The sequence below is a fragment of the Arthrobacter sp. MDB1-55 genome, assembly GCF_059092925.1.
The window spans coordinates 74877-94670 of record NZ_JBNHID010000001.1 but is presented as its reverse complement, the minus strand read 5'-3'; the positions used below and the strand labels follow the sequence as shown (position 1 = coordinate 94670).

The window sequence follows — 19794 nt, the reverse complement described above, 5'->3', positions numbered from 1 at the left end:
CACCGGGCAAGGGGCAGACGCTAAGCTCGATTCAGAACCACCGCCGTCAGGAGAACACGCATGGCTTCTTTACCGGACACAGAGTCTGAGCCGCAGGTTGATACCCAATCCGAGTCGCGCACAAAGCGCGCTGCCCTGATCCTCAACCCGGTCAAGCCGACGACTGAGGACATTCGCGCCATTGTCACGGAGTTGAGCCTCGAGAAGGGCTGGCAGGAGCCGCTCTTCCTCGAGACCACCGCGGATGATCCGGGCCACGGCCAGGCGCGGGAGGCGCTCAAGGCAGATGTCGACGTCGTTATCGCTGCAGGCGGAGACGGCACCGTTCGGTGCGTGGCTGAGGAGCTTGCGGGCACCGAGACGGCCCTTGGACTCCTTCCGCTGGGCACCGGCAACCTGCTCGCCCGGAACCTCGATATCGACGTCGATGATCCTAAAGGGGCGGTGGAGGCAGCACTGGGCGGAACCGAGCGTCTCATCGACGTCGTCTACGTGAATGTGGACCGCGCACAGGATGCTCACGTCTTCCTTGTCATGGCGGGGCTCGGTTTCGACGCCGCGATCATGGCTGACACCCGCGACGACCTGAAGGACAAGGTCGGTTGGCTGGCCTATGTCGACGCTGGTATCAGGAACCTGCCCGGGAAGCCGTCCCGGGTTCGCATCACACTCGACGGACGCAGGCGCATCAACGGTCGGCTGCGGAGCGTCATGGGCGGCAACTGCGGGAAGATTATGGGCGGTCTGGAGATTTTCCCCGGCGCCAAGCTCGACGACGGCCTCCTGGACGTCATGACCATCGCGCCGAGCGGTGCATTCGGCTGGTTCGCCGTACTCGGCAAGCTGCTTGCGCGCGGCAAGGGCAAGGACCCGTCGCTGGAGTACTACCAGTGCAAGACCGCCGAGATCGAGGTGGACTCTCCGCTGGAGATCGAACTCGACGGCGACCACCTCGGCAAGGGCCGGCACATGGCCCTGCGAGTGGAGCCAAGCTCGCTGAAGCTGCGCATGCCGTACGGCAAGAAGGATCCGGCAATCCTTACCGACCCGACCCCATAGGGGCCGGGCCGCTTACCCCTCTGCCTTACCCCGGCGCCAGTAGCCCATGAACGCTACCTGCTTGCGGTCGATGCCGACATCGCGCACCAGGTATCGGCGCAGCTCCCGCACTACTGCAGCTTCACCTGCGATCCAGGCGTAGAAGGGCAGCGCGCCGGCGGGTTTGTCCGGGTTCAGGGAACCGTCGAGCGCCGCGGCATCCAGCAGTTGAGGCGTCTCCCAGAGGATGGTCCTGTCGACGTCGATATCCTCCGGCTCAGGACCGGCTGCCCGCTCGGGCCCGCCGACGCGGCCCGCGGCCGCAGCGAGTGCCTGCCCGGAGGGAGTGTCCGAACCGAGGCTGACCCGGAACGGCGCAGCCAGGGAGACCCAGCCGGGGACCTTGACCGCCTGGCGAACGGCGGCATCCAGCAGTTCACCGTGCGGACGCCCGCCGCGGACGAGCCAGCTGATACCGACGCCCGACCGCGTCTGAATCTCCTGGCAGTCCGAACCGGCAGGCACCTCGAGGAAAGCGTGTCCGCTGATGTCCTCGGGCAGCGATTCAAGGATCGCGCTGATTGCCGGAACCGCTGTCTCATCACCGGCGAGCAGGACATTCTGGGCCAGGCCGGGACGCCATTCGATGCCGCCGTACGCGCCGGCCGTGGAGCAGGTCGCGGCATGAAGATTCGGCCCGATGATCCAGACCCGGTCGCCGGGCTCAGCTGCCGCCGCCCACTGCGAGGCAGGCCCGCCCCTGCCGTCGTCGTCGAGGTGCATCACGAAGTCGACGTCCAGTTCCGGGATCGCCTGGTGGCAGCGGGAGGCGCGCACCGTGTAGGTTCGCATGTCACCGCGCTCGGCCTGGTCGAGCGAGAGCCACTGCTGGTACCAGCCGCTGCCGGAATCCTCCATCAGTGCTCCGAGGTCGGCGGACCCGCCGCCGACCGGCGGGATCATCACCTTGATGCGGAGGTCGAGCGTGTGCCCCTGGACTCCGAAGTCGGACAGGCAGGCGCCACCGAAGGTGATGCGCCGGAAATTGGCGCTGAGGTGCTCCACGCGGCTGACTACGACGTCGAAGGCACGGATGGCGGGCACCGCGGACTGGCCGGCGTCGGCCGCAGCCCGTGCGCTCCTCCGGGCGGGGCGGGTGGTGCTGACTTCTGTCACGATGCTGCCTCCATTGTCAGTGCGGGTAGCCCGTCCTGCGGGTTCGCTAAAAAACCCTGCTCACGTTCCACGCTGGCTCGTGCGGGGGTGGTTCTGTGGGTTGCATGGTGGCGTCCAACGGGTACCACCATGGGCGTACCCGAGATCGGATCCGGCATGACGCGGCTCTCAAGGCCGAAGACCTCCGCGACCGTCTCCTCCGTGACCACGGCCGAGGGCGCTCCCTCAGCGACGATCCGGCCGCCCTTCAGGGCGATGAGGTGGTCCGCGTAGCGCGCCGCCAGGTTGAGGTCGTGCAGGACGATCGCAACCGTGGTGCCCGCGCTGCGGTTCAAGTCGGTGATGAGGTCCAGGACCTCCACCTGGTGTGCCAGATCAAGGAAAGTCGTCGGCTCGTCCAGAAGGAGGATGTCCGTCTGCTGGGCCAGCGCCATGGCAATCCAGACGCGCTGCCGTTGCCCGCCGGAGAGCTCGTCGACGTTGCGGTCCGCCAGCTCCAGAGTATCGGTGACGCGGAGTGCGGAGGCGACTGCGGCGTCGTCGTCGGCGTTCCACTGGCGGAACCATCCCTGGTGTGGGTAACGGCCGCGGCCGACGAGGTCCACCACGGCGATGCCGTCCGGTGCCACCGGTGTCTGCGGGAGCAGGCCGAGGGTCTTCGCGACCGATCGGGTGGACAACGAGTGGATGTCCTTGCCGTCGAGCAGCACCGTTCCGCCCGCCGGCTTCAGGAGCCTGGCGAGGCCCCGGAGCAGCGTCGACTTGCCGCAGGCGTTCGCCCCGACGATGACCGTGACATTGCCCTCCGGCACTTCCACCGTCAGGTTCTCGACCACCGTGCGGTTGTCATACGCGAGAAAAAGGTCCTTGGCGCTCAACCTCATGTCAGCCTCCCTGGCCTGATCGGTTGGATGTGGCAAGAAGCCAGAGGAGGAACGGAGCCCCGAGGACACCCGTGATCACTCCCACCGGCAGGGAAACCCCTGGAATCAGATTCGCGCCCACAAAGTCCGCTCCGAGGACGATGACCGCTCCGACGAGCGCTGCCGTGACCAGTGGGCGGTACCCACCAAGGATGCGCCGGGCAATCGGTCCGGAGAGGAAGGCGATGAACGCAACGGGCCCGGCTGCCGCCGTCGCTACCGCGGCCAGGAGCACGCCGGTAACGATGAGCGCGAGCCTCGAGCGCTCGACGCTCACGCCGAGTCCGGCCGCTGCGTCGTCTCCCAGTTCCAGGCCGCGCAACGAGCGGGACAGTACGACGACGGCGGGTGCCAGGACCAGCAAGGCAACCGACAGGATGGTCACCCGGTCCCAGTTGCTCGAGTTGAGCGAGCCGTTCAGCCAGGCCAGCGCGTCAGCAGCAACGCGGATATCCGTTCGGGTCAGGAGAAAGCTGACAACCGACTGCAGGACCGCCGAAAACCCGATGCCGACCAGGATGAGCCGATAGCCCGCAACTGAGCCGCGCCGTGAGATGGCGTAGATGGCCAGGGCCACCGCAAGTGCGCCGACCATCGCGAATCCGGACAGCACGAGCCCGGAAGCTCCGAGGAACGCAATGGCGAAAACAGCCGAGGCGCTCGCTCCGTAGCTGATTCCGATGATGTCGGGGCTGGCGAGCGGGTTCCGCAGCATGGTTTGGAACACCGCCCCGGCTACCCCGAATGCCGCGCCGACCATGATCCCGATGAGAACGCGGGGAATCCGGTTCTCCATCACGATGAAGCTGGCACCCGGGATGTCCACCCCGCCGACGATCCGGAAGAAATCGGGGATGGTGACCGTGTAGCGGCCCAGCAGCAGCGTGACGGCCGCGAGCGCGACAATCAGGAACGCCAGGATCGCGAGCTTCACCGCCCGCTGGGTCCGCAGATGACGGCGCTCCCGGAGGACCAAAGGCTCCTCGGCTGCGCGCACCGCGGAGGCGTTCGGGCGGGTGGTGACGCTCATAGCTCGGCCATTTTCCGGCGTCGTACCAGCCAGACGAATACCGGTGCTCCGATGACGGCGGTCAGGATGCCGACCTGCACCTCGCTGGGCGGGAGAATGACGCGGCCCAGGATGTCAGCGCAGAGCAGCAGCACGGGGGCGAGCACCATCGAGAACGGGAGGATCCAGCGGTAGTCCGGTCCAGTGAACGCGCGGACCACGTGCGGAATAACGAGGCCGACAAACCCGATGGGCCCGGCGGCCGCTGTCGCGGCACCGCACAGCACGACGACGCCGAGAGCTGTCAGCGCGCGGGCGAGGGTCACGTTCTGCCCTAGACCCCGGGCGATGTCATCTCCGAGGGAGAGGCTGTTCAGCACCTTGCCCGTCAGAAGGGTCAGGATGAAGCCGAAGGCCAGGAATGGCAGGACCGGAAGAATCACGTCCCACCCCCGGCCGGCCACTGAGCCGACCTGCCAGAAGCGGAAAGAATCGAAGGTTTGCTGGCTCGAAACAAGCACAGCGTTCAGCAGCGAAACCATGCCCGCGGAGAGCGCCGCGCCCGCGAGCGCCAATTTGACCGGTGTCGCGCCATCCCGACCCAGGCTGGCGACCGCGTAGACCAGCACCGCTGCTCCGGCCGCTCCGAGGAAGGCGAACCAGACGTATCCCGTGAAGCTGGTGACGCCGAAGACGAAGATTCCGATGACGACGGCAAGCGCAGCACCGGAGTTGACGCCCAGAATGCCGGGATCGGCGAGGGGGTTGCGGGCGACGCCCTGCATGGCCGCTCCCGCGAGGCCGAGGGCAGCACCGGCCAGGAGCCCGACGATGGTCCGCGGGACGCGCGACAGTACTACGGCGTGATCACCGTTGGCGGAGTCATAGGCGGTCAGTACCTGCACCAGAGTTTCCGCGCTGATCGGGCGTGCCCCGATTGCCAGCGATGCGACGCAGACGATCGCGAGGACGAGAACGGCCAGAATCAGTTGCAGTGCACGGGCTGTTGGACGTTTCCGGGACCGCTGCTGGCGGAGGAGCGGCGAGGCGGGCGCAGCCACTGCCATGCATGCCTCCCTGGGCCAACTCCTGAGATCGCCGGATTAACCGGATCGGACCCAAGTAAGGCTAGCCTATGCATGCCCGGATTAGGAAACGGTAATGTTCGCTATTTCCCGAAGAACCCCTCGAGCTTCACGGGGCTGCGGTGGGTGCCGTGCCGCGCCCGAACGGACTTCCACCGAGCCGTTCGCGCTGGTGCTCGGTGTGCCAGTTCTCCAGGGACGGACCTTTCGGCACGATCTGTGTGGGGTTGATGTCCTGGTGAACGACGTAATAGTGCTTCTTGATCTGATCGAAGTCGATGGTGTCACCGAAGCCGGGAGTCTGGAAAAGGTCCCGCGCATAGCCCCACAGTGCCGGCATCTCCGTGAGCTTGTTCCGGTTGCACTTGAAGTGCCCGTGGTACACCGGGTCGAACCGCACGAGGGTGGTGAAGAGCCGCACGTCGGCCTCCGTGATCGAGTCCCCCACCAGGTAGCGCTGGCTGGTTAGCCGTTCCTCCAGCCAGTCCAGTGCTGCGAAGAGGCGGTCATAGGCGTCGTTGTAGGCGTCCTGTGATCCTGCGAAGCCGCAGCGGTAGACGCCGTTGTTCACCTCGGTGAACACACGCTTGTTGACCCTGTCGATCTCCTCGCGGAGGTCCTCCGGATACAGGTCCGGGGCGCCGTCCCGATGGAACTCCTTCCATTCGGTGGACAGGTCGAGGGTGATCTGCGGGAAGTTGTTCGTAACTACTGCTCCGGAATTGACGTCCACGATCGCGGGCACAGTGATGCCGCGCGGGTACTCGGGGTCCCGCTTGAAGTAGGCCTCCTGCAACCGCTCGATCCCGAGTACCGGATCCTTGCCGCCCGGGTCGAGGTCGAACGTCCAGGAGCGTTTGTCATGGGTGGGTCCCGGCGTGCCCAGCGAGATCGCCTCCTCCAGCCCCAGCAGGCGGCGAACGATGATCGCCCGGTTAGCCCACGGGCAGGCCCGGGCGGCGATCAGGCGGTACCGGCCCGGCTCGACCGGGAAACCGTCAGCGGCGTCACGGGTGATCCGCGTCTCGATGTAGTTGCTGTCGCGCTTGAACTCCTTGCCGGAGTCGACGTAAGCGCCCTTGGTGCTGTGTTCGGAATTGCTCATGGTTCACTCTCGTTGTTTGGCTGCGTTCAGGAACGGGCTGCGTCGATTCCCTTCCCGATCTACCGGGCGAGGTATTCGAGCAGCGCGGCGCAGGCCGCTTCACAGCGACGGCAGGTCTCTGCGCAAATCCTGCAGTGATCGTGCATCGACGCGTGCCGTTCACATTCCTCTGCGCAGTTTCGGCAGGCTTGCAGACAGGCCTCGAGCAGCGGCGCGAGCACCGCGGGATGGTGTCCGCCCTGCCGTTGCAGCATCCGTGCGGTGGCAAGACAGATATCCGCACAGTCCTGGTCCGTCCTGATACAGTGCCGGAGCTCTTCGATTCCGTCTTCGCCAAGGCAGGCGTCCGCGCAGCTTCCGCAGGTGGCAACACAGTCGAGGCATGCCTCAATGGTTGCTGCCAGATCCCCGGCCTGCACATGGCCGGACGGGCGGGGGTGGGCGATGATCATGTCCGCGATGTTGGTCATGACCGGCTCTTCTCGCGGTCGCTGTGGTCGCGGCCGTACTTCTGGCGCAACTCACGGCCCTTGTCGACCAACTCGATCTGCTTGTCGCGCTTCTTCTTCGCCTGCTTGTCATCCCGCGGGGGAAGCTGCACGGTTTCCTCGGCCTCGATACCGGCCTGCAGTTCCCGGCCACGCTCAAGCTCAGCGTCGAATTCGGCACCGAACAGGAGGGAAAGGTTGGCGAGCCAGAGCCACAGCAGGAAGATGATGACGCCGGCGATTGCGCCGTAGGTGCGCTCATAGTTGCCGAAGTTCGAAACATAGAACGAGAACGCCGCCGTCGTGATGGCCAGCACCAGCAGCGCGATGATGGAACCGATGCTCACCCACTTGAACTTGGGCTGCTTGAGGTTGGGAGCCGCGTAGTAGAGCACAGCGATCATCAGCACCGCGAAGAACACCATGACCGGCCACTTGGCGATATTCCAGATCGTCACGGCTGTTGAGCCCAGACCAATCGCGCCGCCGACGGCCTCTGCAACGGGACCCGACAGAATCAGCAGCAGCGCCATCAGCACCACCAGCAGCAATACGACGAGGGTGATGGCCAGCATCACTGGGCGCAGCTTCCAGAAGGGGCGGCCTTCCTCGACCTCGTACATCCGGTTCATGGCGCGGGCGAATGCGCCCACGAATCCGGATGCCGACCAGATGGCACCAACAAGACCGATGACGAATGTCAGCCCGGCGGTATTCGACGAGGCCAGTTGCTGGATAGTGGGCCCCACGGTCTCTTCCGCGTCGGAGGAGACGCTCGACAGGATTCCGATCACTGCGTCCGTGGTGGCCTCGGCCTGCCCGAAGAACCCGAGTATCGACACCAGCGCCAGCAGGGCGGGGAAGATTGCGAGCACTGCGTAGTAGGTCAGCGCCGCTGCAAGGTCGGTGCACTGGTCCTTGCTGAACTCACTGACTGTTCGTTTAAAGACGTAACCCCAGGCCGGTTTCGCAATGTCGGTGGGGTCGTCGGGCTTCCGGGAGTCATCCGGGTGGGGGCTCGAAGCCGCCTTTGCCTGCGTGGCTTCCTCTGTCGAATCCGCCTTCGCTGGATCTTTAGTGGTCACGTTCCTACCTCCGGTTCAGATTTACCTTCCCCAACCGAACCATAAGGATACTTACTATTGCAATAAGTAGTCGACCGTTTAGTGTGGTTTTCAGGCCACAACGATTGAAGGGTTCCACATGCGCATCGCTGTTATCGGAGCAACCGGCAATGTGGGGACGGCGCTTCTTCGCCGGCTTCAGCAGGCCCGCACGGAGAACCCAGCCATCGAGCTGGTGGGCATTTCCCGCCGACAACCATCGCAGGACCACGCACCCTATGAGGGAGTGCAGTGGCACACCGCGGATGTGGGAACCGATGCGGGGCGCGAGCGGCTCACGTCTGCGCTCCAGGGGGTGGACGCCGTCGTGCATCTCGCGTGGGCTATCCAGCCCAACCGGGACGAGGATGCGATGTTCCGCACCAACGTGACCGGAACCGAGAACGCCCTGCATGCCGCCGCCGACGCCGGTGTACGCCACTTCGTATGCGCATCCTCTGTCGGCGCCTACAGCCCGGCGAGCAAGGACCAGTCGGTCATAGAGGACTGGCCCACCGGAGGCATTCAGACGTCGCACTACAGCCGCCACAAGGCCGCGCAGGAGGACCTGCTGGATGCTTTCGAACGCGATTTCCCGGAGATCCCTGTTGCGCGTGTCCGCCCGGGGCTCATCTTCCAGGCTGACGCCGGTGAGGAGATCGGGCGCTATTTCCTCGGACCACTGATCCCCCGGTCCATCCTCAACAAGCTGAGCCTGCCCGTCCTGCCCATTCCATCCCAGATGGTGTTCCAGGCCGTGCACGCGGCGGACATGGCAGACGCTTACTGGCGCATCGTCGACCAGCGGGCGTCGGGAGCCTTCAACATCGCAGCCGAGCCAGTTTTAACACCCCGGCTTCTGGGCGGCCTTCTCGGCGCGAAGCGCGTGTTCGACCTGCCCGTTCCGGTGCTCCGGGCGGCAGTGGCGGCATCTTGGGCACTGCACATTCAGGCGACCGACCCGGGCTGGATAGACATGGCTGCACAAGCGCCCGTCATGAACACCGACCGGGCACGCACGCTCCTCGGATGGGAGCCGACGCGTTCCTCGGTAGCGGCCATCCGCGAGGTCATCGACGGATTGGCCGGCGGCTCCGGCGTGCACGGCTCCCCCAGCCTGCGCCCCGGCCGCTGAGTCGGCTTACTCCTTCACCGCACCGGCAGAAGCGTTCATGATGCGCTTCTGGAAGACAAAGAACACGATCGCCACCGGCACGGTCATCAACGCGGCCGCCGCGAGCTTGAGCGGGTACTGGGTTCCCTGGCTCAGGGCACCGGATGCAAGTTGCGCGACGCCCTTGGTCAGCGTGGTCAGCTCCGGGCTCTGTGTCGAGATGATGAAGTGGTTCAGTTCGTTCCAGGAACCCTGGAAGGACAGAATCACGATGGTCATCACGGCCGGACGGGCCATCGGCAGCACCACGGACCAGAAGGTTCGGAATGTTCCTGCGCCGTCGATCCTCGCCTGCTCCTCAACGCTGGCCGGGATCGACTCGAAGAAGTTCTTCATGATGAACACTCCCGCGGCGTCGGCCAGCAGCGGGAGGATCATTCCGGTGTACGAGTCGTAGATCCCCAGCTGGTTGATCACGAGGAACTTCGGAATAAGAAGAACGACGCCGGGCACCGCCATTACTGCCACGAGCAGCGCGAACACCAGCGCTCGCCCGCGGAACGGGATTCGCGCCAGCGCGTAACCGGCCAATGAGTTGAAGAAGACGCGGCCGAGGGTCACAAACACAGTCACGATGAACGAGTTCATGCCCCACAGCGGGAAATCCGAGTTGGCGAACAGCGTGTCGTAGGCCGCCACCGTCCAGTTCTGCGGAACGAGTCCCAGCGGGTTCTGCGCGGCTTCCGGCTCTGACTTGAAGGACGTGGCTACCTGCACCAGGAACGGAAAAATGTAAATGAGTGCCAGCGCGATCAGGACCAGGTAGGCAATCCAGGCTCCGCGGGCCGCCCTGCGCCGCCCGTCCGTTGGGGGACGACGACGGCTGGCAGCGGCCGGCGGTGCTGGTGCTGTGGCAGTGCTCATCGCCGCTGCTCTCCTTCTTCATCGGCGGGTGCCGCCGTACCGGGGATGGCCGCCGCGCTGGAGCCGGCGCTCACGCCGCCGGGTACCATCCGCCGTCGTCGTGGGACGTCACGCTCCCGAAGAGCCCAGCGCTGGAGCAGGGTGAGGACCACGATGATCGCGAAAAGGACAAAGGCGATAGCTGCGCCGACTCCCCACTGCTGGTCCACGAAGGCGGCGTTGAAGGACAGGTATGCCGGTGTGAGCGTTGTTTTGGCCGGTCCGCCCTGGGTGCCGGTGTAGATCTGGTCGAAAACCTGCCAGGTACCGATTAGCCCCAGCGTCAACACCGTGAACAGGGTGGGGCGAAGCATGGGCAGGGTCACGGCCCAGAAGCGCTGCCAGCCGGTGGCACCGTCGACCATGGCGGCCTCCTGCACCTCGCCGCTGATGTTTTGCAGCGCAGCGATGAACAGCAGCATGAAGGTTCCTGATGTTGTGAAGATGGCCATCAGGACGAAGGCACTCATTGCCACCGATGGTCCTGCAAGCCAATCCCACCCGCTGATACCCAGGAAGCCCGGAGCCCGAAGTCCTGCCGGTGCCTGATCCACTCCAACAAGACCGAACAGGATGTGCAGCACGCCCCGCGGATCCTGGAACCAGTTGGGACCTTCGATCGCGAAGAACGACAGCACCTTGTTGATGACGCCGGTAGCGCTGAACAGGAAGAGCCACAGCACGGTAATGGCTACCGAACTGGTTACTGACGGGAAGTAGAAGGCAGTGCGGAAGAATCCCCTGCCCTTGAGGATCTGGCGGTTCACCATCACCGCGAGGAACAGCGCGAGAGCCGTCTGAAGCGGGACAACCAGGAGCACGTAGTAAAGATTGTTCCGGATTGCTGTTCCGAAATCCCGGCCGATCAGCCCTTCGCCTCCGAGGATTCCCGAGTAGTTCTCGAACCCGACGAAACTCACGCTGGCCGAAAAGGGGCTTCCCCGTCCCGTCCAGTCGGACAGGCTGACCCAGGCCGCCATGATGACCGGGACAACGAGGAACAGGCCCAGGATCAGCACGACCGGGGTGATGAACAGCCAGCCCGCAAGACCTTGGCGACCACGGATGTCACCGCGTTTGACCCTGCTCGGGGGTGCTTCCGCTGCAGTGGTTGAAGTGGATGGCATGGCTACCTCGGATCTGAACGCTGTGGGTCTGGGCGGCGCCCCTCATATGGAGCGCCGCCCGGTAGTGGTGAGGCGTTACTGGGTCGCTATGGTTTCCACGAGCGGCTGCACCGACTCGAGGATCTGCTGTGGGTCCGAGGACTCGAGTGACTCGAGCTGCGAGTTCAGTTCCCCAAGCACGTCGGCTGCGCCCTGCTGGGCGGGCAGATTCTGCGCGTACTCGCCTCCGGCGATGAACGGCTCAAGTTCCGGGTACTGCTCGGACCAGTCGGCGGCGACGGACTGCAGCGACGGCATAACACCGAACGCCTCAGCGAATGCCAGCTGGCTCTCCGGAGTTGTCAGGTGCTCAACCAGTGCCTTGGCGCCCTCGATATTGTCGCTGTCGGCAGCAATTCCCCAGCAATTGGTGAACTGCAGTGTGCCCTTCCCGCCCGGACCTTCGGGCAGCTCGGCGACCTGGTATTCGACGTCGGGAAAGTCGTTGGTCATGGCGCCCGCGATCCAGTTGCCTTCGATGACCATCGCGGCCAGCCCCTTACCGAAGGCTTCACCGCCCCAACCCGCTCCGAGGTTTGAGGAGTAGTCGGCCACGCCGTCGGTCATCATCTGCTTGACATAGCTGAGCGCTTCCACGTTCTCTTCGCTGGCCGCAGTCGCTTCGCCGTCCGTGATGAGTCCGCCTCCGGCCTGGGCAGCAAAGACACCGAGCCGCTGGAATTCGGGGCTGAAGCCAAGACCGACGGTTTCCTCAGTAGTGAGCTGCTCAGCGACGTCTGCCAGTTCCTCCCAGGTCGTGGGAATATCCTCTTCTGTGAGCCCGGCTTCCTTCCACTTGGCGCTGTTGATGACGAGGCCGAGCGTGGAGAAGTCCTTGGGAGCACAGTAGAGCTGATCCTCGTAGGTGAAGGCTTCGCGCAGGGCCGGGTAGTAGTCGTCCTTGTTCGCGAGGTCCTCGCCATACGGCTCAAGGGACCCGTTGGCCGCGTACCCAGCGAACGCGTCGGTGGACAGGTAGAACACGTCTGCAGGCTCACCGGAGGCGAAGCCCTGACTGAGCTGCTGGGTCAGATCCGACGCGACGATGACGGATGCCTCTACGCCCGACTCGCTCGCCCAGGAATCGACGGCAGCAGTGACAGCCTCGGTTTCGGCGTCGCCGGATGATCCGATGAGAACGCTGACGGGTGCGTCGGTTGCTGCCGCTTCACCGCCGCCGTCCTCTGCTGATTCCGAAAAACCGGACCCTCCGCAGGCCGTCAAGGCCAGCATCGATGCCGCGGTGATGGCGACGGCAAGGCGCCGTCGGGGATGTCCAGTCTTCATTGTCTGATTCCTCATTGTGGTTGCTTCTTTTGGTGGTGGTTCTGGTCTCAGCTGCTGCTGAAGGAGTAGGGAGTACGTTGGATCAGAGTCGGCGGGAGCAAAAGGTGTCGCTCGGGTACCTCTTCCCCCTCGGGGAAGTTGGTTCCAGCCAGCTCGTGCGCAAGGACGGCGATGATGTGCCGGGCAGCGTCCTCGATGGGCTGGGAAACGCTCGAAAGTCCGACGGCGGCAGCCACCGGTGTGTCATCGAACCCGATGACCGTGCCTGAGGCCTGCTCTGGAAACAGTTGCCGCATCTTCGCGGCAGCGCCCAGTGCCAGGGAGTCGCTCGCGCACACGAGCGCTGTCGCTCCCCTCGACGCTAGCCGTTCAGCACCCTGCGCGCCGGCGGGAACGCCGTCGTCGGCCTGAATGTCCAGGGTGTCGGTGGCCAAACCGGCGGCGACCATGGCACGCTTCCAGCCTGCGCGACGGTCATCGCCCGCTCCGGAACCTGCGGGCCAGCCGATGAACCCGACGGCGGTGTGACCCTGTTCGATCAGGGTGCGCGCGGCTTGCTCGGTGCCGGCACCGCCGTCGACATCCACCCAGGGGTGGCCGGAGCCGAAAGGGTCCTCGACACTGCTCCAGGGACGCCCGAACGCAGCGAACGGCACCTCGTGTTCCAGCAGCCATTCGGTGCGGGCGTCGCCGTAATGCGTGCCGGTGAGAACGAAGCCGTCCAGATCGGCAACCTTCAGGAGCTCTTCATACTGCCGTATCTCGCCCGAGTCCGATTCTGCGCAGAACAGGGTGAGCCGATATCCCTCATCCTGCGCCGATTCGGTCAGCGCGTGCAGGAACCGGTCAAGGATCGAACCGTTGATTCCGTCCACCACCGGCATCAGGCGGATACCTAAATTCATCGACCGGCGGGTCCGCAGCTGGCGGGCTGCCGCGCTCGGCCGATAACCGCTTTCGGCGATGGCATGCTGCACACGCATCCGGGTCTCCGGCTTCACCCGGTGGGGGGCGTTGATGACGTTCGACACCGTCTGCCTGGAGACGCCGAGGGAGGCCGCCAGGCTGACAAGCGTGGTCTTCGGCATTCCGGTGCCTCCATGAGATCGAACGTTCACCGTGTTCGGCGGACGTTTACAGAATATGAACGTTCAAATAAAGTTGTCAATGAGAAATTTGAACGATCTAATGAGACATTGCCGAGCTGCAAGGAGAACCCCTTGGCGTACCTACAGCCTTTCCTCCACAACCTGACCGGCGTGTTCAGTGCTCCCCTCCAGGCGTGGGCGGATCCGCACGGCCAGATCAGGGACTCGGGTGCGCAGGGCATCCATTGTGGAGATGACAGGATTATCCGTTCAGCAGTGCTGACCGTGGACGGATCCGAGCCCGAGTGGGTGTCCACTCAGGTCCGTTCCGCGCAGCGCGTCGAGTACGTGCACTTCGTCCGCGTGGCGTCACAGGTCGCGGATCCGCTGATGCACCTGACCCGCGCCCGCACGGCGGACGCGCAGGGGGTTGCCGAGCACATCCGGCTGGAGTCGGCGTATGAGTTCGTGGTTCGTCAGGAGGTCCGGCTGGTGCTGGACGTGGACAACACCCCAATGGAGCAGGTGAAGTCCGGTGCAGCCCGGCGTTCCGATCTCACAGTCACCGGACCGCAGTGGAACTGGCGGGATGAGGACACCACAGCCTTCCTTGACGCGCCCGAGGCGCATATCGACTACGACGGCGGCCGCATCACTCTTACCTGGCCGGTGGTTATCGAGCCGGGCGGCACCGTAGACCTCAATTGGAGGCTTGCGGCAAACGATGCAGTGGCACCCATGGTTGCGCCGTCGGGCCCTGCCCTGACTGTCCCCCCGGTTGGGGACGAGCTGCTGCGCAGGCTCCTCGACCGGTCGGTCTCCGACCTCAACGGTTTGCGAATGGCAGCTGCCGACCGGCCGGAGGACACCTTCCTCGCAGCGGGAGCACCCTGGTTCTTCACGATGTTCGGACGGGATTCACTCATCTCCGCACGCCTGCTCCTGCCCATCGACACCTCCCTGGCGGGAAGCACGCTCCGCGCTCTGGCCGCGCGGCAGGGCGGCTCAATCGATCCCGAAACTGCTGAGCAACCGGGGAAGATCCTGCACGAGGTGCGCCGGGGCACCCTGTCCTTCACCGAGGGCGGCGCCGGCGTTTCACTTCCGCCCGTCTACTTCGGCACGATCGACGCCACTCCCCTGTGGATCTGCCTGCTCCACGACGCCTGGCGGGCGGGTCTGCCTGAGAGTCAGGTCGAGGCCTTGCTGGACCAGTTGGAAGCGGCGCTGTCGTGGCTACGCGACCACGGTGATTCCGACGGCGACGGGTTCCTCGAGTACCAGGACGAGAGCGGTCACGGGCTCGCGAATCAGGGCTGGAAAGACTCCGGTGATTCCATCCGGTGGCATGACGGTTCGCTCGCTGACGGGCCGATTGCGCTCGCAGAAGTCCAGGGCTATGCGTACGAGGCAGCGGTCGGAGGCGCCGCCCTGCTCGATGCGTTCGGCCGGCCGGGGGGAGATTCGTGGCGGCGCTACGCAGCCGAGCTGAAGGATCGGTTCCGACGTGCCTTCTGGTGCACCGACGAACTGGGTCCCTATCCTGCCATTGCATTGGATTCGTCCAAGCGCGCAGTGGACGGCGTCACCAGCAACATGGGGCATCTTCTGGGCACAGGCATTCTCAGCGATGACGAGGCACGAACAATTGCGGGCCGATTGATGGACGCCACCATGTTTTCGGGCTACGGCATCCGCACAGTGTCCACCACCAACGGGGGCTTTTGGCCAACCCGGTATCACGCGGGTTCGGTGTGGACCCATGACACAGGGATGATCATCAGCGGGTTGCTCAAGGATGGATTCACCAGCGAGGCGTCAGCCCTGGCAGGGGGGCTCCTCCGGGCCGCTGAAGGCTTTGACTGGCGCTTACCGGAGCTGTTCTCCGGCCATCCGGCACACGAGATGTGGCCGCCTATTCCCTACCCCGCGTCGTGCCGGCCGCAGGCGTGGGCAGCTGCGACCTCAGTGCCCATCGCGCAGGCGCTCGGCGCGCTCTAGCCGGCCTGCTCGTCGGTCCGGTCCTGCGCGTCCGCCTGGTCCTTCGTGAGCCAGGCAATCGCCGCCGCTTCATCGGTGAAGAACTCGCTCAGTGTGGCGGCGCGGTAGTTGAAGGCGGTCATCACCCGGGCAACTTCATCCTTGCCGAGGGCCGCTGTCCGGCTGGAGCAGGTCTCCTCCAGCAGGAGCTGCCGGGCTTCAGCGCTGATTCCGTTGACGCGATCAATGTGCACCAGCAGCGGGCGCTGTCCCGACGGCGACATCGCCTCCACTGCGGCAATACTCGACTGCACGTCGCCCAGCTCCATGACGATCCCCGCGTTCCAACACAAACGGAGGAAATCGCCCTCGTCCGTCAGTTCGAAACGTGGCGCGTTCTCGGATGAATATTCCATGGTTCGGTGCTTCCCCCAGCTTTACGGTCCATTAGTGCTGTGTCCCGGCGTCAACAGCCAATCAAGCGCCGCTTGCGGCTCCGGGAAGTATCGCGTGGGGTAACTCGGACGATGAACATCGTTGAAAAAGGCAGCAATCACCCGATCCACCGCCGAAGGTCCGACCAGCGCCAGAGCGCTCACGTTGAGCCGCCCGGCGAATGCCGACAGGGCTGAAGCGTCGAGCGAGACCATCGAATTGAGGATCACCAGCATCGGTTCGCACAGCCCCGGGTTCACTTCTTCGAGGGCCCGGATGAGGTCCAGCGCATCCTGCTCAGTGACAGTCACGCCCTCGTTCCACTCCACACGCACATAGCCGCCCTGCGGAGTGAGGACAAAACGGTACCCAGACATGCTTCCGTTCATCACTCCTCCCGCAGTAGGCTGCCGATGCCAAATGTATCCCACCTCACGTCCGCTGCGTCAGAACGCCGGGGCGCTGCTAGTAGAGGAAGATCGCGAACCACTCCCGGTTATGGGCGTGCAGCAGCACCAGGAAAAGCACGAAGTCGAACAGGAGGTGCACGCTCACGATGTAGCTCAGCGACTTGGTCTTGGAGAAGATCCAGGCCTGGATCAGCGCGAACGGATAGATCAGAACCGGCCCCCAGGCGTGGAAGCCAAGCTCCCACAGGAACGAGGTGAACAGGACCGCCTGAAGGAGATTCGCCTGCCAGTCCGGTAAGTGGCGGCGCAGCAGCGTGAACGCGGTGCAGATGAAGAAGAGTTCGTCCCAGATGCCAAGGACGTTGGTGCCCAGGAACAGCCGAGCGATGGTTCCGGGATCCGAGGCCGCCGGCCAGTTCTCGTAGACCCCGGTGGGGATCATGTACACGGGCAGGAGCAGGTATCCGATGACGACGACGGCAACCAGATACCAGCGCTCCGTCCGGTTCCACTTCTGGCCGGTGAGTACCGGGAAGCGGATGGCATGATCCTTGAAGACGAACCGGGACAGCAGGTACGGCACGGCCACAGCGAGAATCATGGCGGTACCCATGATTGCCATATGGCTGAAGCTGATGTCTGTCGTGATGGGCACCGCGCTGATGATGACCAGTCCTACGGCCAGCAGCAACAGGTCCCGAAAAAGCGCCTTACCTGAGAGGTAGGCGGTCGTGAGTGCAACGGCCACGACCAGGTAGCCGATCAGTCGCTGCTCCATCGCAAAAATGAGGAAGCCGGACACCGAAATCAGGGCTGCGGACAGGACCGGTAGAACCCGGGGGCGCGCGTCAAGACTCGCCGTAGTGGTCATGTGTCGAGCTTACGCCCTGCCCGTTGTCAGGGCCCGCCCCTAGACTGACGCAATGGTAGACAACATGGCCCGCGAGTCGCTCATTGCCGATACTCTCGTCGAGGCATTCAAACCGCTGATGGAGGCGGATCCGCACGGCTTCCGGACGAAGTTCCGCAAGATGGCCGCCGATCCGTTCGCCTTCTACCGCGGCAGCGCGTGTCTGTTCTATGCCGATATGCGGGAGACAGAGGACAGGTGGGCGGACGACAGCACCAGCAGGGTGTGGATTCACGGCGACCTCCACGCGGAGAACTTCGGCACCTACATGAGCGCCACCGGCCATCTCACGTTCGATATCAACGATTTCGATGAGGCCTACCTCGGCCACTTCTCCTGGGACCTCCGCCGGTTCACCACGTCGCTGGCGCTGATGTGCTGGCAGAAGGCTCTTCCCGAAGAGGCCGTACGCTCCCTTGCGCGCACCTACCTGTCCTCGTACCTCGACCAGGTCGATCATTACGACGACGTCGGCCAGGACGACTTCGCGCTTCACCTGGGCAATACGTCCGGCACCATTCACGGCGTACTGCTGGCAGCCCGGGCCTCGCGCCGCACCGATCTGCTCGACTCGATGACGTACGTCGAAGACCATGAACGCCATTTCCAGAACAATCCCAAGACACGGCAGTTGGATAAAGCCGAACATGACATGGTGGCAGCGGCATTCGAGCAGTACCTCGGCACCATCCCGGAGGGGAAACGGTCCGCCCGTGAGGTCTTCTACAACGTCAAGGACATCGTCGGAAGTACCGGCTTCGGCATCGGCAGTGCGGGCCTTCCCGCCTACAACGTACTCATCGAGGGGTACAACGAGGCCCTCGAGAATGACATCATCATCTCGATGAAGCAGGGCAACGTTGCCGCGCCGAGCCGGATCGTCACCGATGAGCGGGTCCGTTCGTACTTCGAACATGACGGGCACCGCACCGTCATCAGCCAGCGTGCGCTTCAGGTGCACACCGATGAGTTTCTGGGCTACACGACGGTGGACGGGGTCGGCTTCGTGGTGGACGAACTCTCCCCGTACAAGGCTGACCTACGGTGGGACATGTTGACGGAACCGAACGAGATCGAACCGGTCCTCGTGGATCTCGGTCGGGCAACTGCCAAAGTGCACTGCGCGTCTGACGAGGACAGCGACCAGGACCTGGTGGCCTTCCAGACAGAGCGCGCCATCATGCAGGTGATCAAGGGCAAAAAGGAAGAGTTTATCGACGACATCCTTGAGTTTTCCCTCGACTATGCCCGGACGGTCCGCACCGACCACTCACTCTTCGTCGATGCGTTCCGCGAGAACAGGATCGCCGGCGTCCCCTCCACTTGAGATCGAGGCCTAAGGCCGAGACCTGAGCCGAGACCTGAGCCGGGGCATGGCACAAACCGGACAACAGCACAAGGTGATGTAGTTCACGTCGGCAGAATTTGGTCGGCTAATTAGGTAAGACATACCTTACTTAATGCCGGGCCGGCCGGTTTCCTATCCCGTCTCACCCTTGGAGTCCCGCACGTGAAAAATCCCGGAAAGCCCGGCGCCATCGCCGCCCTGGCAGCGTCAGTCCTAGCTCTTAGCGCCTGTGGCGGATCTGCCGACGCCGGCAGCGAGCAGGCTGCTGACGCAGCATCCGCCACGGTCACAGTGGAGCATGCGCAGGGCGAAACGGAGGTACCCGTCAACCCGGAAAACGTCTACACCTTCGACCTTGGCGTGCTGGACAGCATGGACAGCCTGGGCATCACGCCGGGCGGCGTCCCGCAGGCGACCTTCCCGGAAGCGCTCGCTGAATACGCTTCGGATGACTACACGAAGATCGGGTCCATGAAGGAACCTGACTTCGAGGCCATCGCGGCAGGGGGCCCGGACCTCATCATCATCTCGGGACGCACCGCCGGCTCCTACGAGGAACTGAGCCGGATTGCACCCACCATCGACCTGAGCATCGACCAGGCCGCGCCGATCGACAGCTTCAAGGAAGTGAGCACCACGCTCGGCGCCATCTTCCAGAAGGAGGATCAGGTAGCTGAGCGCCTGGCCGCCATCGATTCCTCCATCTCGGACGTACATGCCGCCGCAGAAGGAGCAGGAACCGGCTTGATTGTCCTGACCAGCGGCGGGGAACTAACTGCCTACGGCGCCGGTTCCCGGTTCGGTCTGATCCATGACGTCCTGGGGGTTGAGCCCGCCACAGAGGTGAAGGCGGACGGTTCCCACGGCGAGTCGATCTCCTTCGAGTTCATTGCCGAAACCAACCCGGATCATCTGTTCGTGATCGACCGTGACTCTGCGGTCGGCGAGTCCGGAGACGCGGCCTCCGCCGTGCTGGACAACGAACTGGTCAACGGCACCACCGCCGGTGCCGAAGACCAGATCACCTACCTCGACGCCGCCAGCTGGTACCTCGTCGGGTACGGACTCAACAACGTCGATGCCATGGTCAGCTCGATCAGCGACGCGCTGACCAGCTGATTCCTCCGCCGGCCGTCCCATCCGGACGGCCGGCAGCAAAGCTCCCT

Annotated in this window: 19 protein-coding genes; 5 read left to right on the top strand and 14 right to left on the bottom strand. The window is 64.3% G+C overall.

Features of this window, described 5'->3' with window-relative positions; translation table 11 throughout:
• Nucleotides 1-60: 60 nt before the first annotated feature.
• Nucleotides 61-1059: a diacylglycerol/lipid kinase family protein gene (locus tag AC5RU3_RS00445; protein WP_493964605.1), complete on the top strand. Its 999-nt coding sequence runs from the start codon at nt 61-63 to the stop codon at nt 1057-1059.
• Between the two features lie 12 nt (nt 1060-1071).
• On the opposite strand, the gene AC5RU3_RS00440 is transcribed toward AC5RU3_RS00445, so the two are convergent.
• From AC5RU3_RS00440 to AC5RU3_RS00410, 7 genes are all read right to left on the bottom strand, one after another.
• The gene (locus AC5RU3_RS00440) at nt 1072-2214 is read right to left on the bottom strand and encodes a siderophore-interacting protein (protein WP_493964604.1); all 1143 of its coding nucleotides are present in this window, start codon (nt 2212-2214) and stop codon (nt 1072-1074) included.
• Complete coding sequence (locus AC5RU3_RS00435) at nt 2211-3098, bottom strand: ABC transporter ATP-binding protein (protein WP_493964603.1); 888 nt, start codon at nt 3096-3098, stop codon at nt 2211-2213. The genes AC5RU3_RS00440 and AC5RU3_RS00435 overlap by 4 nt, the downstream gene beginning before the upstream one ends.
• Nucleotide 3099: 1 nt before the next feature.
• Entirely contained in the window at nt 3100-4167 is a 1068-nt protein-coding gene (locus AC5RU3_RS00430; RefSeq protein WP_309071696.1) for a FecCD family ABC transporter permease, read from the bottom strand.
• Complete coding sequence (locus AC5RU3_RS00425; protein WP_493964602.1) at nt 4164-5213, bottom strand: FecCD family ABC transporter permease; 1050 nt, start codon at nt 5211-5213, stop codon at nt 4164-4166. Before AC5RU3_RS00425 ends, AC5RU3_RS00430 begins: the two co-directional genes overlap by 4 nt.
• 127 nt (nt 5214-5340) lie before the next feature.
• Complete coding sequence (locus tag AC5RU3_RS00420) at nt 5341-6336, bottom strand: glutathione S-transferase family protein (RefSeq protein ID WP_493964601.1); 996 nt, start codon at nt 6334-6336, stop codon at nt 5341-5343.
• 59 nt (nt 6337-6395) lie between these two features.
• A complete protein-coding gene (locus AC5RU3_RS00415; protein ID WP_309071699.1) occupies nt 6396-6806 on the bottom strand; it encodes a four-helix bundle copper-binding protein in 411 nt (136 codons plus the stop codon).
• Nucleotides 6803-7909, bottom strand: coding sequence for a YihY/virulence factor BrkB family protein (locus AC5RU3_RS00410; RefSeq protein ID WP_493964600.1), 1107 nt, complete (start codon nt 7907-7909; stop codon nt 6803-6805). Before AC5RU3_RS00410 ends, AC5RU3_RS00415 begins: the two co-directional genes overlap by 4 nt.
• A 118-nt stretch (nt 7910-8027) precedes the next feature.
• On the opposite strand from AC5RU3_RS00410, the gene AC5RU3_RS00405 reads away from it, so the two are divergent.
• Nucleotides 8028-9062 (top strand): NAD-dependent epimerase/dehydratase family protein, encoded by a 1035-nt coding sequence (locus AC5RU3_RS00405; RefSeq protein WP_493964599.1) that lies wholly within the window; start codon nt 8028-8030, stop codon nt 9060-9062.
• A gap of 6 nt (nt 9063-9068) precedes the next feature.
• Here AC5RU3_RS00405 and AC5RU3_RS00400 read toward each other — a convergent pair whose 3' ends face one another.
• The 4 genes from AC5RU3_RS00400 to AC5RU3_RS00385 all read right to left on the bottom strand — a co-directional run bounded on the left by AC5RU3_RS00400 (nt 9069) and on the right by AC5RU3_RS00385 (nt 13545).
• Nucleotides 9069-9965: a carbohydrate ABC transporter permease gene (locus AC5RU3_RS00400; RefSeq protein ID WP_309071702.1), complete on the bottom strand. Its 897-nt coding sequence runs from the start codon at nt 9963-9965 to the stop codon at nt 9069-9071.
• The gene (locus AC5RU3_RS00395; RefSeq protein WP_493964598.1) at nt 9962-11131 is read right to left on the bottom strand and encodes a carbohydrate ABC transporter permease; all 1170 of its coding nucleotides are present in this window, start codon (nt 11129-11131) and stop codon (nt 9962-9964) included. The genes AC5RU3_RS00400 and AC5RU3_RS00395 overlap by 4 nt, the downstream gene beginning before the upstream one ends.
• A gap of 75 nt (nt 11132-11206) precedes the next feature.
• On the bottom strand, nt 11207-12457 hold the full coding sequence (locus tag AC5RU3_RS00390; protein WP_493964597.1) for a sugar ABC transporter substrate-binding protein: 1251 nt from the start codon (nt 12455-12457) through the stop codon (nt 11207-11209).
• Between the two features lie 47 nt (nt 12458-12504).
• On the bottom strand, nt 12505-13545 hold the full coding sequence (locus AC5RU3_RS00385) for a LacI family DNA-binding transcriptional regulator (protein WP_493964596.1): 1041 nt from the start codon (nt 13543-13545) through the stop codon (nt 12505-12507).
• 132 nt (nt 13546-13677) lie between these two features.
• Here AC5RU3_RS00385 and AC5RU3_RS00380 point away from each other — a divergent pair, with 132 nt between their 5' ends.
• Nucleotides 13678-15546, top strand: a complete 1869-nt coding sequence (locus AC5RU3_RS00380) for a glycogen debranching N-terminal domain-containing protein (RefSeq protein WP_493964595.1) — start codon at nt 13678-13680, stop codon at nt 15544-15546.
• On the opposite strand, the gene AC5RU3_RS00375 is transcribed toward AC5RU3_RS00380, so the two are convergent.
• The 3 genes from AC5RU3_RS00375 to AC5RU3_RS00365 all read right to left on the bottom strand — a co-directional run bounded on the left by AC5RU3_RS00375 (nt 15543) and on the right by AC5RU3_RS00365 (nt 17241).
• Entirely contained in the window at nt 15543-15941 is a 399-nt protein-coding gene (locus tag AC5RU3_RS00375) for a DUF7793 family protein (protein WP_493964594.1), read from the bottom strand. The genes AC5RU3_RS00380 and AC5RU3_RS00375 overlap by 4 nt on opposite strands.
• Nucleotides 15942-15962: 21 nt before the next feature.
• Nucleotides 15963-16337, bottom strand: coding sequence for a DUF7793 family protein (locus AC5RU3_RS00370; protein WP_493964593.1), 375 nt, complete (start codon nt 16335-16337; stop codon nt 15963-15965).
• A gap of 88 nt (nt 16338-16425) precedes the next feature.
• The gene (locus AC5RU3_RS00365) at nt 16426-17241 is read right to left on the bottom strand and encodes a CPBP family glutamic-type intramembrane protease (protein ID WP_493964592.1); all 816 of its coding nucleotides are present in this window, start codon (nt 17239-17241) and stop codon (nt 16426-16428) included.
• Nucleotides 17242-17293: 52 nt separating this feature from the next.
• Here AC5RU3_RS00365 and AC5RU3_RS00360 point away from each other — a divergent pair, with 52 nt between their 5' ends.
• Both AC5RU3_RS00360 and AC5RU3_RS00355 read left to right on the top strand, forming a co-directional pair.
• A complete protein-coding gene (locus AC5RU3_RS00360; protein WP_493964591.1) occupies nt 17294-18607 on the top strand; it encodes a DUF2252 domain-containing protein in 1314 nt (437 codons plus the stop codon).
• Nucleotides 18608-18790: 183 nt separating this feature from the next.
• On the top strand, nt 18791-19747 hold the full coding sequence (locus AC5RU3_RS00355) for a siderophore ABC transporter substrate-binding protein (protein ID WP_493964590.1): 957 nt from the start codon (nt 18791-18793) through the stop codon (nt 19745-19747).
• The last annotated feature ends 47 nt before the right edge of the window (nt 19748-19794 follow it).

Excerpts from the sequence above, each read along its gene's own strand:
- AC5RU3_RS00375 (WP_493964594.1), bottom strand. The coding sequence starts at position 15,941 with ATGGAATATTCATCCGAGAACGCGCCACGTTTCGAACTGACGGACGAG.
- AC5RU3_RS00445 (WP_493964605.1), top strand. The coding sequence starts at position 61 with ATGGCTTCTTTACCGGACACAGAGTCTGAGCCGCAGGTTGATACCCAA.
- AC5RU3_RS00405 (WP_493964599.1), top strand. The coding sequence starts at position 8,028 with ATGCGCATCGCTGTTATCGGAGCAACCGGCAATGTGGGGACGGCGCTT.
- AC5RU3_RS00415 (WP_309071699.1), bottom strand. The coding sequence starts at position 6,806 with ATGACCAACATCGCGGACATGATCATCGCCCACCCCCGCCCGTCCGGC.
- AC5RU3_RS00385 (WP_493964596.1), bottom strand. The coding sequence starts at position 13,545 with ATGCCGAAGACCACGCTTGTCAGCCTGGCGGCCTCCCTCGGCGTCTCC.
- AC5RU3_RS00420 (WP_493964601.1), bottom strand. The coding sequence starts at position 6,336 with ATGAGCAATTCCGAACACAGCACCAAGGGCGCTTACGTCGACTCCGGC.
- AC5RU3_RS00395 (WP_493964598.1), bottom strand. The coding sequence starts at position 11,131 with ATGCCATCCACTTCAACCACTGCAGCGGAAGCACCCCCGAGCAGGGTC.
- AC5RU3_RS00370 (WP_493964593.1), bottom strand. The coding sequence starts at position 16,337 with ATGTCTGGGTACCGTTTTGTCCTCACTCCGCAGGGCGGCTATGTGCGT.
- AC5RU3_RS00365 (WP_493964592.1), bottom strand. The coding sequence starts at position 17,241 with ATGACCACTACGGCGAGTCTTGACGCGCGCCCCCGGGTTCTACCGGTC.
- AC5RU3_RS00430 (WP_309071696.1), bottom strand. The coding sequence starts at position 4,167 with ATGAGCGTCACCACCCGCCCGAACGCCTCCGCGGTGCGCGCAGCCGAG.
- AC5RU3_RS00360 (WP_493964591.1), top strand. The coding sequence starts at position 17,294 with ATGGTAGACAACATGGCCCGCGAGTCGCTCATTGCCGATACTCTCGTC.
- AC5RU3_RS00390 (WP_493964597.1), bottom strand. The coding sequence starts at position 12,457 with ATGAAGACTGGACATCCCCGACGGCGCCTTGCCGTCGCCATCACCGCG.
- AC5RU3_RS00400 (WP_309071702.1), bottom strand. The coding sequence starts at position 9,965 with ATGAGCACTGCCACAGCACCAGCACCGCCGGCCGCTGCCAGCCGTCGT.
- AC5RU3_RS00425 (WP_493964602.1), bottom strand. The coding sequence starts at position 5,213 with ATGGCAGTGGCTGCGCCCGCCTCGCCGCTCCTCCGCCAGCAGCGGTCC.
- AC5RU3_RS00435 (WP_493964603.1), bottom strand. The coding sequence starts at position 3,098 with ATGAGGTTGAGCGCCAAGGACCTTTTTCTCGCGTATGACAACCGCACG.